General features: G+C 69.5%; 18 protein-coding genes. 9 read left to right on the forward strand and 9 right to left on the reverse strand.

From position 1 onward, the window contains the following. Positions 1-33: 33 nt before the first annotated feature. Positions 34-579 carry a DUF8170 family protein gene (locus NKI68_RS07390; protein WP_254546075.1) on the reverse strand — a complete coding sequence of 182 codons (546 nt, stop codon included), beginning with the start codon at positions 577-579 and terminating at the stop codon, positions 34-36. Positions 580-707: 128 nt separating this feature from the next. On the opposite strand from NKI68_RS07390, the gene NKI68_RS07395 reads away from it, so the two are divergent. After that, positions 708-1,121 (forward strand): helix-turn-helix transcriptional regulator, encoded by a 414-nt coding sequence (locus NKI68_RS07395; RefSeq protein WP_254546076.1) that lies wholly within the window; start codon positions 708-710, stop codon positions 1,119-1,121. A 5-nt stretch (positions 1,122-1,126) separates the two neighbouring features. Here NKI68_RS07395 and rnhB read toward each other — a convergent pair whose 3' ends face one another. Then, positions 1,127-1,771 carry a ribonuclease HII gene (gene rnhB, locus NKI68_RS07400; protein WP_254546077.1) on the reverse strand — a complete coding sequence of 215 codons (645 nt, stop codon included), beginning with the start codon at positions 1,769-1,771 and terminating at the stop codon, positions 1,127-1,129. Between the two features lie 113 nt (positions 1,772-1,884). Here rnhB and NKI68_RS07405 point away from each other — a divergent pair, with 113 nt between their 5' ends. Both NKI68_RS07405 and NKI68_RS07410 read left to right on the forward strand, forming a co-directional pair. Next, entirely contained in the window at positions 1,885-2,736 is an 852-nt protein-coding gene (locus NKI68_RS07405; protein WP_254546078.1) for a ZIP family metal transporter, read from the forward strand. Between the two features lie 193 nt (positions 2,737-2,929). Next, entirely contained in the window at positions 2,930-4,261 is a 1,332-nt protein-coding gene (locus NKI68_RS07410) for a polysaccharide deacetylase family protein (RefSeq protein ID WP_254546079.1), read from the forward strand. Positions 4,262-4,362: 101 nt separating this feature from the next. Here the strand turns inward: NKI68_RS07410 and NKI68_RS23550 are convergent, their stop codons facing one another. After that, positions 4,363-4,494 (reverse strand): hypothetical protein, encoded by a 132-nt coding sequence (locus NKI68_RS23550; protein WP_256562680.1) that lies wholly within the window; start codon positions 4,492-4,494, stop codon positions 4,363-4,365. 178 nt (positions 4,495-4,672) lie between these two features. After that, positions 4,673-5,968, reverse strand: a complete 1,296-nt coding sequence (locus NKI68_RS07415; protein ID WP_254546081.1) for a tRNA pseudouridine(54/55) synthase Pus10 — start codon at positions 5,966-5,968, stop codon at positions 4,673-4,675. Between the two features lie 215 nt (positions 5,969-6,183). On the opposite strand from NKI68_RS07415, the gene NKI68_RS07420 reads away from it, so the two are divergent. Then, positions 6,184-7,545: a DUF389 domain-containing protein gene (locus NKI68_RS07420; RefSeq protein ID WP_254546083.1), complete on the forward strand. Its 1,362-nt coding sequence runs from the start codon at positions 6,184-6,186 to the stop codon at positions 7,543-7,545. On the opposite strand, the gene NKI68_RS07425 is transcribed toward NKI68_RS07420, so the two are convergent. Further along, on the reverse strand, positions 7,526-7,717 hold the full coding sequence (locus NKI68_RS07425; RefSeq protein WP_254546084.1) for a DUF1328 domain-containing protein: 192 nt from the start codon (positions 7,715-7,717) through the stop codon (positions 7,526-7,528). The two genes, NKI68_RS07420 and NKI68_RS07425, sit on opposite strands and share 20 nt — an antisense overlap. A 296-nt stretch (positions 7,718-8,013) precedes the next feature. Between NKI68_RS07425 and NKI68_RS07430 the strand changes: the two genes are divergently transcribed. Then, positions 8,014-8,865, forward strand: coding sequence for a formate/nitrite transporter family protein (locus tag NKI68_RS07430; RefSeq protein ID WP_254546085.1), 852 nt, complete (start codon positions 8,014-8,016; stop codon positions 8,863-8,865). On the opposite strand, the gene NKI68_RS07435 is transcribed toward NKI68_RS07430, so the two are convergent. Both NKI68_RS07435 and NKI68_RS07440 read right to left on the reverse strand, forming a co-directional pair. Continuing rightward, positions 8,866-10,335 (reverse strand): carotenoid oxygenase family protein, encoded by a 1,470-nt coding sequence (locus NKI68_RS07435; protein ID WP_254546086.1) that lies wholly within the window; start codon positions 10,333-10,335, stop codon positions 8,866-8,868. A gap of 279 nt (positions 10,336-10,614) precedes the next feature. Then, a complete protein-coding gene (locus NKI68_RS07440; protein WP_254546087.1) occupies positions 10,615-11,373 on the reverse strand; it encodes a hypothetical protein in 759 nt (252 codons plus the stop codon). A 218-nt stretch (positions 11,374-11,591) separates the two neighbouring features. Between NKI68_RS07440 and NKI68_RS07445 the strand changes: the two genes are divergently transcribed. Further along, positions 11,592-12,404: an undecaprenyl-diphosphate phosphatase gene (locus NKI68_RS07445; protein WP_254546088.1), complete on the forward strand. Its 813-nt coding sequence runs from the start codon at positions 11,592-11,594 to the stop codon at positions 12,402-12,404. Here NKI68_RS07445 and NKI68_RS07450 read toward each other — a convergent pair whose 3' ends face one another. Beyond that, positions 12,405-12,650 (reverse strand): DUF7521 family protein, encoded by a 246-nt coding sequence (locus NKI68_RS07450; RefSeq protein ID WP_254546498.1) that lies wholly within the window; start codon positions 12,648-12,650, stop codon positions 12,405-12,407. A 70-nt stretch (positions 12,651-12,720) separates the two neighbouring features. Beyond that, positions 12,721-13,071, reverse strand: a complete 351-nt coding sequence (locus NKI68_RS07455) for a winged helix-turn-helix domain-containing protein (RefSeq protein WP_254546089.1) — start codon at positions 13,069-13,071, stop codon at positions 12,721-12,723. Positions 13,072-13,195: 124 nt separating this feature from the next. Between NKI68_RS07455 and NKI68_RS07460 the strand changes: the two genes are divergently transcribed. From NKI68_RS07460 to glmS, 3 genes are all read left to right on the forward strand, one after another. Further along, on the forward strand, positions 13,196-13,711 hold the full coding sequence (locus NKI68_RS07460; RefSeq protein ID WP_254546090.1) for a helix-turn-helix transcriptional regulator: 516 nt from the start codon (positions 13,196-13,198) through the stop codon (positions 13,709-13,711). 77 nt (positions 13,712-13,788) lie between these two features. Further along, positions 13,789-14,982 (forward strand): sugar phosphate nucleotidyltransferase, encoded by a 1,194-nt coding sequence (locus NKI68_RS07465; protein WP_254546091.1) that lies wholly within the window; start codon positions 13,789-13,791, stop codon positions 14,980-14,982. After that, positions 14,982-16,766 (forward strand): glutamine--fructose-6-phosphate transaminase (isomerizing), encoded by a 1,785-nt coding sequence (gene glmS / locus NKI68_RS07470; protein WP_254546092.1) that lies wholly within the window; start codon positions 14,982-14,984, stop codon positions 16,764-16,766. The genes NKI68_RS07465 and glmS overlap by 1 nt, the downstream gene beginning before the upstream one ends. Positions 16,767-16,973: the final 207 nt, after the last annotated feature.

The following is a 16,973-nucleotide window of genomic DNA, read 5'->3' on the forward strand; positions in this document are numbered from 1 at the left end:
CGAGGAGGTACCGTGCAGTGCCCGGATACAGCGTTACGGCAGGTTCTCGACGGCGTCAACGAGGTCCTCGTCGGTTCGCCATCGATACAGTCGTCCTCCGTCTTCGAGCAGTTCGAAGACGCCGTTCTGCATCCATCCGAACGGGTGGTCTTCGTCTTCGTATTCCCGTTTGAGGACGTGACTCTTCGCGAAATATTCGACCGTCCCGACGAGCAGACCCTGTTCGACGAGGAAGTCGCTGGGGTCCTTCTCGGCGACGCCCACGACGTACGTGACGAGATCGGCGATGAGACAGAATTTCTGAATGCTGTTGTCCCACTCACCGCGGATATCGACCATTCGGAATGCATAGGCATCTTCTCGGCGGTTCAGACGGTCGACTACGAGATTCAATCGACGAATCGGTTCGCGATCGTAGTTCCCGAGGACGAAGTACGAGCGGTCGTTCTCGTATACGGGCGTAAGTTCGCTCAGCGCACGGAGGATCTCCTCGTTGTCTGCCAGCGATAACTCGTCCTGATCGAGTCGATCCCTCACGCTTGTGAGGACTTCTTCGGGAACCGGTGACTCGTCGGTCATACTCAACGGATTGTACGGGAACTGAGCATGATTTACTGAGTAATCTACCGATTCAGGAACCTTTTGTTTACTCCAGAGTAATTTACCCAAGGGTAAATTACTTGCCGCGGCACCTCGTACAGGTCGGTATGAGCGTCGACGTAGGAACGCCCGAAGGCACGGACGCCCGCGAACTCGTTCACTTCGTGACCCAGCGGACGCGGTTCGCGCTGGTCAACAACATCCTCCAGCACCCCGAACAGCTCCCGTCGATGTACGAACTCGAGCAGATGAATCCGAGCGTGAGCGACGCGACGGTCTACAAGCACATTCAGAAGCTGATCGACGCCGGCATCGTCAGAGGGGTCGCGCTCCCGGACGACGAGCGCCGTCAGGGGTATCCGTGGAAGTTTTACGGGCTAACCGACGAGGGCCGGACGTTCCTCGAGGATCACAACCTCCTGGGGGCCGAGGAGACGCTCCAGCGCATCTACGAGACGATCGCCGACAAGCCCGAGAAGATGATCAAGTACGAGAACGCTCCCCGACCTGCTGTCGAATAGTCGGGTCAAAACGCGTCGAGCGACGACTGCTCGGCCGCCGCCAGCACGTCGTCGCAGGTCTTCCACGACGAGCGGGCGCACGCCGGGAGCGCCCCGTGCTCGCGGACGTACTCCCGAAGGAACTCGCGGGTGATCGGGTCGCTCGGGTAGCCGCTCCCCACCTCGCCGTACTCCGCCGCGATCCGGGCGACGCGGGCGTCGCGCTCTACCTTGGCGATCACGCTCGCCGCCGCGACGTGCGGGTGGGTCTCGTCGGCGCGGTGCTCGGGGTGGACCTCGACCTCGGCGTCGAGGGCCGCGGCGACCCGGCGGCCGAACCGCGCGGCGTCCACGTCGCCCGCGTCGACGACGCCCGAGAGCCCCCGCCCCGGGACGCCCGCGTCGGCGATGGCCTCGGCGTGGGCGGCGACCGTGAGCGAGTTCATGTCCGCGCCGGGGTCGTCGATGCGCGCGACCGGGATCCGTGCGACGCCGACGGTCACGTCGGCGTGGGCGCGGAGGGAGGCGGCGAGCGATTCCCGGCGCGCGGGCGCGAGGCGCTTCGAGTCGTCGATCCCGTCGGGGAGCGCCGACGCCGGGGCGACGACGCAGGCGGCGACCATGGGACCGAGCACCGGTCCCTTGCCGGCCTCGTCCGCGCCGAAGTGCATACTCGCCCCGGAGACGCGCAGCGACAAAGGCGTGTCGTCCCGGCGGGAGATAGATACGGGCGGCCGACGCACGGACGGACGATGAGCGCGAGCGGCCCGTGTGAGGTGTGGCGATGGCGGTAGAGGGCGTCGTGGCGGCGCTCGCGGCGGCGAGCCCGCTAGTGCAGGGGCTGGTCGGCGGGACGGTCATCGCGCTGTTCAACGCCTTCGGCGCGCTGCTCGTGCTTGTCTGGCGCGACCCCTCGGAGCGCGCGCTCGACGGCGCGCTGGGGTTCGCCGCCGGCGTGATGCTCGCCGCGTCGTTCACCAGCCTCCTCCTGCCGGGTATCGACTTCGCCTCGCGGCCGGCGTACCGCGCGCTCTCGATCGGCGGCGTCGCGCTGGACGGGATCGTCCCGGTGCTCGTCGGCTTCGTCCTCGGCGCGCTCCTGCTCGACCGGGCGGACGACTGGGTGCCGCACGTCCACGTCGTCGTCACGGGCGACACCCGCCGGGACCCCGGACGCGGGAACCCGCGCACCGCGTCCGTCCTGCTGTTCATCGTCGCGATCACGCTCCACAACATGCCCGAGGGGCTGGCCGTCGGCGTCGGGTTCGGATCGGGGAACGTCGGCGACGCGCTCGCGCTGATGCTCGCCATCGGCGTCCAGAACGTCCCCGAGGGCCTCGCCGTCTCCGTCGCCGCGATCAACGCCGGCTTCGGGCGCTACTTCTACGCCGCCGTCGCGGGCGTCCGGGCGGGGCTCGTCGAGATCCCGCTCGCCGTCTTCGGGGCGCTGGCCGTGACCGTCGCGGCCCCGGCGCTCCCCTACGCGATGGGCTTCGCCGCCGGCGGGATGCTGTTCGTCATCAGCGACGAGATCGTCCCCGAGACGCACTCGCGGGGCCACGAGCGCGTCGCGACCCTGGGGACGATGCTCGGCGTCGTCGTGATGCTCTCGCTCGACGTGGCGCTCGCCCCGTAGGGTAGCCACCGTTCGTCGCCGTTCGCGGCCGTTACGCGCCGATTACCGACGGACGCGCGGGACGTCGGAACCGTCGGCGCGCGTCACCGAGACGGGTTAGTGACCGTCACGTCCGCCCGAGTTCGTCCTATCCCGAACGTAACGATCGTGTAGACACTCACTTACGATGATACGTGACGGCGAGGGGTCGGACATGTCACCCGACAGGCGGCGGACGACCCGTCGCGCGTTCCTCGCGACGGGCGCGCTCGCGCTGGGATCCGGCTGTACCGGCCTCGTGGACACCGAGTCGACGCGACCGAGTCGGACGAACGGTTCCGATCGGACGCCGGGGGGAGGTGGGGGTTCCGAGACGGGGACGGACGCCGAGGCGGAGACGGAGACGCCCGACTCGAGGGCGGTCAGTCCGCCGTACCTCGGTCGGTACTTCTCCGGCGGGCGACTCGTGGACGACATGAGCGACCTCTCGCGCTGGTCCGGCGAGGGGACGATCGTCGCCGACCCGGACGTTCGCTTCGGCGCGTCCCAATCGCTCCGGTACGAGGGACGCCACCAGATGGTCCTGATCGGCGACTACGCCGACGACCCGATCGACCTCTCGGATGCGGCTCTGTCGTTCGCCTCGTACTTCGAGCGCCCCGCGAACTCCCAGCCGACGTTCACGCTCACCGCGTACGCGCCGGACGACGACAACTGGGTCGAGTTCGGGTACCCCTACATCGCGAACAAGGACCTCCGCTGGCAGCGGTTCGACCTCGCGCCGACGCGGACGAAGGGGTCGCCGGACCTCTCGAACGTCACGAAGCTCGTGTTCATGATGTACGCGGGGAACCACCGCCCGATCCGCCTCTGGCTCGACGACCTCCGCGCGCACCCGAAGCCCGACCGCGGGAAGCTGATCTTCCGGTTCGACGACAGCCACCGCCACCACTACACGGACTACTTCACGACGCTCCAGGAGTACGGCTATCCGGCCGTCGAGGCGGTCGTCAAGCGGGAGATCGGACGCAGGACGCGGCTCACGGTCCCGCACCTCCACGAGATGCAGGACGCCGGGTGGGACCTCTGCAACCACACGACCGCACACCAGAACGTCACGGAGTTCTCCGAGGCGGAGTTCCGGGCGAACATCGAGGAGATGAACGCGTTCTTCGACGACATCGGGATCACGCGGGGGACGAACTTCCTCGTCCGACCGTACGGAGCCTACGACGGGACGTCGATCACGGTCGCCGACGAGCACTTCGACCTCGCGTTCGGCGGGAGTTCGCCGACGAACTACGCGCTCACCAACCCGTTACAGGTCGGGGCCGACGACGTCCACGGCGACCTGGAGAGCGCGAAGGAACTGGTCGACCTCGCGGTGGAGCACCGCTCGCTGTCGATCCCCCTCTTTCACCGCTTCGAGGGGTCGAAGTTCGAGAAGCTGGTCGAGTACGTCCACCGGCGGGAGCGGGCCGGCGAACTCGACGTGATCACCGCGAGCGACCTCTGGGAGCACCTCCAGACGGTCGATCGCTGGTGAGCGCGAGTCCCGCCCCGTCGCCGGCGGGAACCGACGAACGGGGACCGACGAACGGGGACCGACGAACGGGGACCGACGAACGGGGACGACGAACGGGAGCGTCAGTCGTCGGCCTCGAGCGGGACGCGTTCGGCGTCCGGCTCCTCGTCGTCGATCTCCCGCGTCCGATCCAGCTCGGTTCGCGCCTCGCGTTCGTAGTGGTAGGCGTACTCCTCCGTGAAGTGGTGACACATGATGCTACACCCTACCACGTCATTGTTACTCAATATCTATAATGGTTGTGGCTCGGATAGCCGCGTACCGCACGCTCGGGGGTGAGAATCGAGCGGGAGGGAGCGTTCGGAGGCGTCGTCAGTGACGATCACATCGACCGAGCCTCCGTATTCGAACCCCGCTGGACGGGGAGGGAGATCACTCGACGGGTTCGTCGCGGAAGAACTCGGGCCGTTCGAACGGCTCGTCCTCCCCCTCCACGCTGAGCACGTCGAGCGCGGTCACCGTCGCGCCGACGCCGAGCAGTCCCGCGAGGCTGGGCTCGGTGCGCCCCTCGTCGCCGGAGACGAGTTCCTTCACGTAGAGCCCGCCCTCGCCGCGGATGTCGACGGTCGCGCGACGCTCGTCGGCCAGTTCGCCGTCGATCTCGTAGACCGTCCGGGTGCGGACGATGTCGGCGCGACGGTGGCTCACCCGATGGGGCGTACGCTGGTCGACCGTGGTCCCCTCGAGTTCGTCGAGCGCCGCGCGCAGGTCCGCCGCGGTCACGGGTTCGGAGAACTCGACGGTCGCGCGGTAGGTCTTCGCCGCGTCGAGGCCCTTCACCCGCTCGACCATGTCGTGGGTCGCGAGGCGGAGTCCCTCGACCTCGGCGCGGCCGTCGGCGAACTCGTTGATCTCGCGTTCGAGTCGCTCGACGTCGACGTCGCGCCGACGCGGCTCCTTCACCTCGATGACGAACGGGCGGCCGCCCTCCAGCATGAGCGCGTCGACGTCCTCGCGGCCCGCGCCGTGGAAGACCGCCTCGCTCCCGTCCATCGCCTCCAGGACGACCGGCGCGGTGAGTTGCTCGACGCTCGTCTCGTAGCGGTAGCCCGTCCCGCCGCACGTCTCGCAGGGTGCCCCGCGGCGCAGTCCCGACGCCCCGCAGTCGGAGCACGGCCAGCGCGTCTGGGGGATGTCGCGTTCGAGCTTCCGGTAGCGGCCGTAGACGAACGCGGAGTTCACCTGCACCTCGATCTCGTCGGTCGCGAGGTCGATCAGCACGAGCACGTCCGGGCGTTCGAGGTCGACCTCGGCGTCGGTGGCCGCGCCGATGCGCTTTCCGACCTCGCGGTTGAACTCGCCGTTCATCCCCTCGCCGGCGTCGGCGGGGAGTCCCGCGTCCTCCCGGAGGAAGCGGTCGTTCTCCTCTAACAGGGGTGGGACGCGCGTCCCCACCTGGTAGGTGCGGAAGTCCCGGCCGTCGAGCGCGGCGAGCGCGCGGTCGGCGTACTCCTCGAAGCGGCCGCACTCGCCCTCGCAGACCCAGCAATCCTCGACCGGGGGGGCCTCGTAGGGATCGTCCGCGGCGAGCGCCCGCGCGACGCGCAGGGCGTCGCCCCGCTTCTCGTTGGTCAGCCCGAAGCTCCGGTCCGCGAGGAGGCGGCCGAGACAGGAGTCACAGACGGGACCCGTCGCGAGCGCCCCCTCGGCGACCTCGATAACGTTCATCGGGAGGACGGACGCCGCCACGCACCTTTGGGCCTTCGGATTCGAGGGCGGGGCGGACGAAGCGTCCGGCGGGGAACGCCGCGTCCTCACGCTCGCACTCGATCCCGCGCTCGCGTCCCCGCGCTCGTCCCGGACCGGCACCGATCTCGTCGGTCGATCCGACGGTCACGACGCGGGCAACAACGGTTTTCCCACCGCGTCGAGAGGGACCGGCAATGCGACAGATGGAGGTGCTGGTGCCGACGGACCAGCGCGAGGCGGCGGAGCGGGTGTTCGAGGAGATGGGGGTGAAACACGTGATCGTCGAGGCCGTCGAACGCGACGGCGTCGTGTTCCACGTCCCCGTGCCGACGGGGGCGGTCGAGGTGGTGTTCGAACGCCTCGAGGAGGCGGGCCTCGACCCGGGCGCGCACACGGTCGTCACGTCCGCCGAGACGATCGTCGGGGCGAACGTGGACGGCCTGACCGAGGAGTACGTCGAGGGACCGCAGGGACAGTTCGGGGTCTCTCACTCGGAACTGCGAGCGCGGGCGCAGGACCTCTGGCCGAACCGGCCGACCTACGTCGTGCTCTCGGCGCTGTCGGCGATCGTCGCCGCCGCGGGGCTGCTGCTCGACTCCTCCATCGTCATCGTCGGCGCGATGGTGATCGCGCCGTTCGCGGGATCGACCCTCTCGGGGGCGGTCGGCATCGTCATCCGGGACCGGAAGATGGTCGCCGACAGCGTCGGGTCGCAGGCGCTCGGTCTCTCCGTCGCGATCCTGACCTCGACGGTCGTCAGCGTGGGGCTCGCCCGGCTGGGGTTCGTCCCGCGGTCGCTGCAGGTCTCGCAGCTCGAACAGGTGGCGTTCTTCCTCACGCCGAGCCTGCTCGCGCTCGCCATCGCCGTCTGCGCGGGCGCGGCGGGCGCGCTGGCGCTGGCGACGGACCTCCCGGTCGCCATCGCCGGGGTCGCCGTCGCGGCGGCCATCGTCCCGTCGGCCGCGACGGTCGGCCTCGGCGTGGTGTGGGGCGACGCGCTGATGTCGGTCGGCGCGCTCGTCCTCCTCCTGATGAACATCGTGTTCATCAACGTGACCGCCTACGCGACGCTGCTCGCGCTGGGATACCACTCGTCGGTCGTGAGCGGCGCGTGGGGCGACCTCGGGTTCGACCTCCGGAGCGCGGCGTACGTCGTCGCGGTGACGTCGTTCGTCGTCATCGGGGTGGTCACGGCCGGGGCGACCTACCAGCACATCACCTACGAGCACGCCGTGGCCAACGAGGTCGCTGGGACCGTCGACGAGGGCCAGTACCGCCAGCTCCAGCTCCTCGGGATCAGCACGCAGTACAACGACGTCGGGCTGTTCGAGCGCCCGGAGACGGTGACGGTCACCTTCGGGCGCACGAGCGAACGGGAGTATACGAACCTCGCGGCGACCATCCAGCGGCGGATCCTCGAACGGACGAACCAGTCGGTCGAGGTCCGCGTTCGGTTCATCGACTACGAGGTCGCCCCGCCGAACGAGCGGCGATCCGGGAGGGGGCGCGCGCCGCGCCTCGCCGGCCGCCCGCCGCTCACAGTATCAGTGCGATGACCGCCAGCACGAGGAACACGAGGACGAGGATCCGCGCGATCTCCATCGAGAGTCCCGCGACGCCCCTGAACCCCGCCAGTCCGGCGACGATCGCCAGCACGAAGAAGATCAGCGCCCAGTAGAGGAACTCGCCGCTGAACTGGAGCGGCAGGAGGGCGGCCGAGAGCGTCATCGGCGGACCCCCTCGCCCGCCGGGCTCGTCCGGGTCGCTCGGATCGTCCCGGTCCCCCGGGTCGACGGGGTCGTGAAACGCGCGTCCGTGGTGGTAGTTCGTAGCACCATACCGGAAACAGTACGCGAGCAGGATATAACAGTTGTCGCCAATACGACAGAATCTGGAGACGAAATCCTTGCCTGTGCGTGGCGAGGTCGAACGCCGGGTGGAAAGTCACAGACGGGTGAGAGTGCCGCCAGCGATCAGGAGGGCCGCGAGGGTTTTACTCCCGACTCGTGTAGTGTCACGCCATCATGGTCTCGGCATCGAGCGAGTCAGCGGCGGACGGGCGGTCGTCGGACCGGCAGAAGTCCCAGGAGGACATCCTGAGCGAGCAGATCCGCGAGGGCCTGAGCGAACTCCGCCGCCCCACCGACGGGCTGTTCCTCTCGGCGCTCTCGGCGGGCCTCGACATCGGGTTCGGACCGCTGCTGATGGCGATCGTGCTGACGCTCGCCGGCTTCTCGTTCTCGAGCGAGTTGCTGAAGGAGTTGCTCATCGCCAACTTCTACGCCGTCGGGTTCATCTTCGTGGTGCTCGGCCGCTCGGAGCTGTTCACCGAGCACACCACGCTCGCCGTCCTGCCCGTCCTCGACCGGCGGGCGTCGGTGGGCGACCTGGCGCGGCTGTGGGGGGTCGTGTACGCCGGGAACGTCGTCGGCGCGGTCGCCTTCTCGGCCATCGTCGTGCTCGTGGCTCCCGCGATCGGCGTCGTCGAGTCGAAGGCGTTCGTCGAACTCGGCTCCAGCCTGGTGAAACACGAGTGGCCCGTCCTGCTGGCGGGAGGCATCCTCGCCGGTTGGTTGATGGGTCTGCTCTCCTGGCTGGTCGCCGCCGCCCAGGAGTCCATCGCGCGGGTGTTCTTCGTCTGGATCATCGCCACCGCCATCGCCCTCGCCCACCTGCCCCACTCCATCGCGGGGACCGTCGAGGTGCTCATGGCGGTGTTCGCCGGGACGAAGCTCACCCTCCTCGACTACGGCTACTTCCTCCTGCTCTCGACCGTCGGAAACGCCATCGGAGGGACGGTCTTCGTCGCGCTGCTCAAGTACGGCCACGTCGTGCGGAGCGGCCCCCAGGTCGAGACGACGGCCGTCGACGACTAGCTAGCGGAGCGCCGGGAAGAACCGCCCGTGGAAGTCGAACGGGATGGCGTGCGGGACCGCCGCACGCGCTCGTTCCTCGAGCGTCTCGCCGTCGAGGAACACCAGCCACGAGTGCGCCTCTTCGGTGTCGAGCGCGACGGCGAGCACGACGCCGTCGTCCTCCGTCGCCGGCCGGGGGGCGGGGACGAAGACGGGCTCGCCGAAGTACCAGCCGTCGCGGGAGAACCGGCGCGTCTCGCCCGTCGTCGCGTCCACCTTCACCACCCGGTGGGCGAAGTCCGTCGCGCGTTCGTCCGTCCCCTGCCCGTAGACGAACCGGTGTTCCCGCTGGCGGACGAGGGGGGAGACCCGCGGCAGGGTGATCCCGCCCGCGTAGCGCGTCTCGCAGGAGACCGGCGGCGGGCCCCGGGCGCGGAGTTCGATCCGGAGGCGCGTCAGCGCGCCGCCGGGCGCGTCGTACGCCTCCCGGCGGAGCACGTCGAGGTACGTTCCCTCGATCGGCGAGGGATCGGGAAACGTCACGAGGTCACAGACCAGTTCCTCGCCGCGCTCGTAGGCGTTGACGTGGTGGAACCCGAACAGCGGCTCGGCGACCGGGCGGGCGACGATGCCGCCCGTGCGCCGGTCGAGGACGGTGACGCGAGTTCCGCGGTCGGGCTCCCATCGGTAGGCGTCGACGAACGACCCGCCGCTGTCGGGTCGGATCATGTCGAGCGGGTCGACGACGAACGGGAACTCGGTCAGGACGACGTAGTTCGGCGTGAGCGCGAAGCTGTGCATGTACGACGGCTCGCGGACGTCGATCGAGGCGAGGAGCGTCCGCTCCCCGCTCGCGTCGGTCGCGTGGACGAGGTACCGCGAGGGCCACCCGAAGCGCACGTCGTACCCCACGACATCGCCCGTCGCCCGGTCGTGGTGGAGGTGGGCGCAGGTGAGGTGCCCCCTGGGCGGGTCCGGACGGACGGTTCCGAGCGTCGCGAGGGTCTCGGGATCGACCGCCACCCGGTAGGGGGACTCGGTCAGCGCGACGTACTCGCCGCCGATCCGCTCGACGATGACGTTCGCGTTGTCCCCGGGCCGTCGCCAGGCGTCGAGCGCCGTCGAGGAGATCGTCGCTCCCTTCCCATCCCCCACTTCGGCGGCGACCAGCGCCTTGAGGCGAGCGAGCGTCGAGTCCGGCGAGCCGACGTCCGCGAACCCCGGGGCGAGCCGTCCGGCGCGAACGGCGCGGTAGGCCTCGCCCCGGAGGAAGCGATTGCGGTAGCGGACGCCGTCGTCGACGGCGAACGCGTGGAGCATCGCGAGTCCGTCGAACCAGTGGACGACGGATCGACCGGCCGCCTCGAACAGCGCGGGGCCGTTCCGAACGAGCGTCCCCGAGAGCCACGGCGGGATCGACCCCTCGACCGGCAGGGAGGCGTCGACCTCCCCGTCGAGCGAGCGGAAGCCGAGTCGATAGCCGGACGTCATCGCAGTCTCTCAGGAGCGACCGGGGTTTACGCTTGTTGGGGGTGATCGGAACTCCCCGAGGGAGTCCACCCCAGAACCATCAGACGACGGCGTCGTGTTCCTTCCGGGCGTGCTCCCTGAGTTCCTCCGCGGTGTCGAAGGTGGCCCCACAGCTACACTTGTGGACGGGTTCAACCTCGTCGAACGACATACCCCCGGTTCGCGTGACGCGACGTTATATGTTGTGTGTCATCACGAACCAGACAGTGCGCGGGGTCGAGTGGTCGCGTCGCCGGTCGATCACCCCATCGCTCGGGAGAGCGGGTCGCGCCACGCCCGGCGCTGGTCGTACGTCGCGAGCGTCTCCCGGATCCGCTCGCCGAGGAGCGGTTCCGCGAGCGCGTCGCGCTCGGCCGACGCGTCCAGACGGCCGAGCGCCCCGGCGAGCGCCCGGCCGTCCTCGATGGCGTCGCTCGCCCCCCGGAGGGTGGGTGCGGGGACGTAGGGGACCGACGCGGCAAGCGTGACGGCGTCGTCGCCCTCGTACCGTTCCGAGATGACGTCGAAGACGGAGCCCTCGGTCGCCTCGACCGGGTGTGAGACGAACCAGTCGACGGCCGAGTCGGGATAGCCGAGCGCCTCGCCGTACTCGCGCTCGGTGCGGGCGCTCGGCTCCGTCCCGGCGGCGTCGAGGAACCGCGGGATCGCGTCGGGGGCGGCGCTCACGAGCAGTTCGTACCACGTTATCTCCTCGTCGACCGTCCGAACGTCCTCGACGGGGGTGAGGTGCCAGTCGAGGTTCGCGGCGTCGAGCCGATCGCCGAGCGCGTCGCGCGTGAGCCGGGCGTCCGGTGCGACGGCGTCCCACGCGGGCGTCCCGGCGGCCGTGAAGCAGGTCGCGACGCCGGCCATGGGCTTCGCGCCGACGCCGGCGGCGAGCACGTCGACGACGTCGCTCACGGAGGCGGCCGGCGCGAGATCCCTCCCCAGCGCGAGGAGCCGGCGCGCCTGCTGGGCGTCGATCCGGGCGGTCGTCCGGGTGGTCGTCCGGGCGGTCATCCGGGAGGTCCGTCCGCCCCGGTGGACGCGGAGCGGCGGTGCGTCGGGACGGTGGCGGCGGGTCCGATACTCGGGGCTCGCGAATCCATGGGGGCAACCGGGACCCTCGACGCATGTAGCTATCGCCTGCTCACACAGGGTGGGAACTGTCACGTTTCGATGAGTTATCCGAGCGTCGACACCGAATCGGTTATGTCGGTCACGGAACGCGAGGAGGTATGGAGGACTCGCTGGCGCTCGCGCTCGTCGTCGGTCTCCTGCAGGGGATCTTCGAGTGGTTGCCGATCTCGAGCGAGGGGCAGATCACGCTCTACCTGACCGTCGTCGAGGGGCTTCCGGGCGTGGTCGCCACGCGCTTCTCGCTGTTTCTCCACCTCGGGACGGCGCTGTCCGCGACGGCGTACTACCGACGCGAGGTGGCGACCGTCGTCCGGTCGATCCCCGAGTGGCGGCCGACGAGCGCCGTCGAGCGAACCCCCGAAGTGACGTTCCTGGCCGTGGCGACGCTGGTCTCCGGGGTGGTCGGCGTCGCGGCCTACGCGACCGTCGAGGGGGCGGTCTCGACGCTGAGCGGCGGTGCGTTCGTCGCGCTCGTCGGCGTCCTCCTGATCGCGACCGGCGTCCTCCAGCGCACGGCGGCGGGAACGGTCGGCGGCCGGGAGACGCTCACGCTCGCCGACGCGCTCCTCGTCGGCGCGATGCAGGGGCTCGCCGTCCTCCCCGGCGTCTCGCGGTCGGGGAGCACGACGGGGGCGCTCCTGCTGCGCGGCCACGACGGGCCCGAGTCCTTCCGGCTCTCGTTTCTCCTGTCGATCCCGGCGGCGATCGGCGCGGGGGCACTCGTCGTCGCAGACGAGGGGATCCCCGCGCTCGCCCCGGAGACGGCGCTGGTCGCGCTGGCGGTGAGCGCGCTCGTCGGCTACCTCACCATCGACGCGTTGATGCGGGTCGTCGAGCGCGTGGCGTTCTGGGGGGTGTGCGTCGGACTCGGGGCGCTTGCGGTGGTCGGCGGGGCGCTGTTGCTCGTCTAGCTACCGATAGAGCGAGATGTAGAGCATGCTGAAGCCGACGATGAACGGGACCGTCTCGACGATCCCGAAGGCGATCGCCCACGACCCGGTACGGGGACCCATGCTGGTGAGCGCCGCGCCCATGCTGATGAACGCGAACCCGACGAACGCGTACTGGAGGGCGGCCGTCTGGCGCTGTGAGTACGCCTGAAAGCTGATGAGCGTCAACCCGAGCGAGAGGGCGAACAGGACGAGTCGCATCCCCATCAGGACGAGTTCGAGCGGCGACGCTACCGCGATCACGGGACACCTCCGGGCCGGCGTCTCGGTCGCATCGTCACGCCCGCTGGAGGTCGTCCCACAGCCGGGTGAAGCGGTCGGGCAGGTTCTCCTCGTGGTAGATCCGGACGTCGTACTCGCTGTCCTCGAGGGAGATGACCGTGCTGTTGAAGTTACACTCGTAGCGCTTGTAGTGGTTGCCGTCGTCGACGACGGTCGTCCGCCCGACGACGAGGTCGTGCTCCTTCAACATATCGAGTCTCCGGTATATCGTCGGCTGCGAGAGGCCACAGAGTTCGCTCAACTCCTTCGCCGAACGCGGCTGGCGACTGATCTCCGCGAGGACGAGCCTCGCCTTCCGGTCGCCGATCGTGTCCAGGACCTCCTCGACGTGCTGTTCGTCCGTCACCGTACCCGACTCTACTCCTCCGCTCTCTTAGCTTTTTGGATAATTTCTACTCTCGTGATATTCACGTATTGATAATAATACCGATAATTTATAATTGATGAGCGTTGATAGTCGAAGCGGTTGTATGCAGAGAGGCGGCAACGAGGGACGGCGATCGCGGAATCGCGTGACTATCGAGGAGTTGTACGACGAACTCACCGAGCGGTCGGCCGACGGGCGGACCGTGGTGGTCGAGCCCGGCGACTCGACCGCCGCGCCCGGCGTGCGCACCCAGCGGCTGGTCCGGGGCGTCGTCGACGACCTCTTTCCGGAGGGGTCGTTCACCTTCGACGAGGCGCTCGTGAAGGACAACCTGGACGAACTGCTCCTGGTGCTCGTCGGCATCAGGGAGTCGAAGACCCACGGCAAGGCGTTGATGGGCGACCTCGCCCGGTCGTTCGACTCCCAGTTGAGCCCGGGGACCGTCTACCCGCGGCTCCACGGGCTCGCGACGTCGGGGTTGCTCACCCCCCAGGAGATGGTCCGCACGAAGGAGTACCGACTCGACGAGCGCGCCGAGGTCGTGGGGCGACTCGAGCGATCGATGCGCCAGCACCTGACGCTCGCGGCGGTGCTCTACGCGGCGCTGGAGGAACTGTAGCGCGGCGCGCCGCCCCTCGGATTCCGGTCGACGCCCGAGAACAGAACTTTGACGGCGGCGGGCGACGCTGATGGGACATGGACATCGACACCGGCGTCGTACTGGCGGCCGGTGAGGGGAGTCGACTCCACCCCCTCACCCACAACCGCCCGAAACCGATGCTCCCCGCGGCGAATCGCCCCATCCTCGAATACGTCCTCGACGCGCTCATCGACGGGGGCGTCGAGCGGATCGTCCTCGTCGTCGGCTTCAAGCGCGACCGCGTGCAGGACCACTTCGGTCCGAGCTACCGCGACGTCCCTATCGAGTACGTCGTCCAGTCGAAACAGCTCGGGAGCGGCCACGCCCTCCAGCAGGCCGCGAGCGTCGTCGACGGCTCGTTCGTCGTCGTCAACGGCGACCGCGTCATCGACACCAGCCTGGTCCGGTCGGTCGTCGAAGCGGCCGACCCCGAGGACGCGGCGACGCTCGCGGTGCTCGAACACCCGCACGCCCGACGGTACGGCGCGGTGACGATGGACTCGGAGACGAACCTCATCACGGCGCTGGTCGAGAAACCGAAGGACGACGACTACCGGCTCATCAACGCCGGGGTGTACGTCTTCGACCGCTCGGTGTTCGACGCGCTGGCCGACAGCGAGTACGAGAACGGGGCGCTCCCGCTGACCACCGGCGTCGAGCACCTCATCGACGAGGCCGACGTGCGCGCCGTCCGCACGGACGGCCTGTGGGTCGACGCGACCTATCCCTGGGACCTGCTCACGGTCGCGAGCGAGGTGCTGCGCCACGGGATCGTCGACGGCCACCAGCACACCCCCGGCGTCTGGGTGGCCGACAGCGCCCGCGTCAACGACGACGCCACCCTCCAGCCGCCGGTCGTCGTCGGTCCCGACTGCGAGGTGGCCGCGGGCGCGGTCATCGGTCCCAACGTCGCGCTCGGGCGCAACACGACCGTCGGGGCGAACGCGACGCTCGCGCGGTCGGTCCTCGACACGGACGCGCGCGTCGGCCCGGGAACCACGCTCCTCGACTGCGTGACCGGGCAGGACGTCCACCTCGGCGCGGGGACGGTCGTCCCCGGCGGCCCGGCGGACGTTCGCGTCGGCGATTCGGTCTTCCGCGAGCGCCTGGGTGCGGTCTTCGCCGACCGCGTCCGCGCCGACGGCGGCGTCACGTGCGCGTCGGGCACGCTCGTCGGGCCGCACGCGCGACTCGACACCGGCGTGATCGTCGAGGGTCGGATCGAAGCGAACGCCCGGGTGGTCCGATAATGTGCGGGATCATCGGCTGCGCCGGGCGCGGCGACGAGACGCTCGACACGCTCGTCCACGGCCTCTCGAAGCTCGAGTATCGCGGCTACGACTCCGCGGGCGTCGCCCTCTCGGGGGCCGACGTGGCGGTGAGAAAGCGCGCCGGCGAACTCGACGCCTTGCGCGCCGCCCTCGCCGAGGCCGACGAGGACCTCTCGGGGAACGTCGGCGTCGGTCACACCCGCTGGTCGACTCACGGCCCGCCGACCGACGCCAACGCCCACCCCCACCGCGACTGCACGGGCGAGGTGGCCGTCGTCCACAACGGCATCATCGAGAACTACCAGTACCTGCGCGATTACCTGACCGACGAGGGCCACGAGTTCAGGAGCGACACCGACACGGAGGTCGTCCCGCACCTCATCGAGGAGCGGCTCATGGCGGGCGACGACCCGGAGACGGCGGTCAGGGCGGCGATCGATCAGCTCGACGGGAGCTACGCCATCGCCGTCGTCGTCGCGGGCGTCGATCGCGTCTTCGCCGCGCGCAACGACTCGCCGCTCGTGCTCGGCGTCGGCGACGACGCCCACTACCTCGCGAGCGACGTCCCCGCGTTCCGCGAGTTCACCGACCGCGTCGTCTACCTCGAAGACGGGGAGTTCGCGGTCATCGACGCCGATAGCTGGCGGGTCACCGACGGCGCGGGAGCGCTCGTCGACAAGCAGGTCGACACCGTCAACTGGGACCCCGAGGAGACCGGCAAGAGCGGCTACGACCACTACATGCTGAAGGAGATCCACGAACAGCCGCGCGCGCTCCGGCAGTGCCTCAGAGAGCGGGTGAACGAGATGGAGGGGCGCGTCTCGGTGGACGTCGACTTCGACCCCGAACGCGTCCAGTTCGTCGCCTGCGGGACCTCCTACCACGCCGCGCTGTGCGGCGCGCACCTCCTGCAGCGGGCCGACATCCCCGCGCAGGCGTTCCTGGCGAGCGAGTACGCCACCTCGCCGCCGCCGATCGGCGAGGACCTCGTGATCGGCGTCACGCAGAGCGGCGAGACGGCGGACACCCTGAGCGCGCTCCGGGAGGCCCGTCGGCGCGGTGCGCGGACGCTCGCCGTGACGAACGTCGTCGGCTCGACGGTCTCCCGCGAGTGCGACCAGGCGCTCTACGTCCGCGCGGGGCCGGAGATCGGCGTCGCCGCCACCAAGACGTTCGCCGCACAGGTCGTCGCGCTCACCCTCCTCTCGCTGACGACGAACGGCGACGAGCGCGAGGCGATCGCCGCGCTGCGCGACCTGCCCGGGAACGTCCAGGCCGTCCTCGACCAGTCGACGGCCCGGGAGGTGGCCGAGGAGTACCTCGACTCGGAGGCGTTCTTCTTCATCGGGCGGGGGCTGTGTTACCCGGTCGCGCTAGAGGGGGCGTTGAAGTTCAAGGAGATCACCTACGAGCACGCCGAGGGCTTCGCCGCCGGCGAGTTGAAGCACGGCCCGCTCGCGCTCGTCACCGAGAACACGCCCGTCTTCGCGGTCGTCACCGGCGACGGCGAACTCGCGCGCAAGACCATCGGGAACGTGAAGGAGGTCGAGGCGCGCGACGCGCCGGTCGTCGCCGTCACCGACGGCCAGTCCGACGTGGAGCGCTACGCCGACCACGTCCTCCGGATCCCCACCAGCGAACCCCGGACGGCCGCCGTGCTGGCGAACGTCCAGCTCCAGCTCGTCGCCTACCACACCGCCGCGATGCTCGGCCGATCCATCGACAAGCCGCGCAACCTGGCGAAGAGCGTCACCGTGGAGTGAGTACGGATCTCCCCGCCGACCACCGTCCGCCTCCCGTGGCGGACGGACGCCGGAGGCGGGGAGGGCTACGGATCTCCCCGCCGACGCTCCCGAGCGTCTCGGCGCTCGTCGGTTCTGACGGCGGGGCGTCGCCGCGGGACGCGCCCGGACGTTTCATTTGACTAATCTCCACCGTTTATGTTTCAGTGATCTCTATGGAACACAAAT

Origin of the sequence: Halomarina pelagica, from assembly GCF_024228315.1 — an archaeon.
GTDB classification, from domain to species: Archaea; Halobacteriota; Halobacteria; order Halobacteriales; family Haloarculaceae; genus Halomarina; species Halomarina pelagica.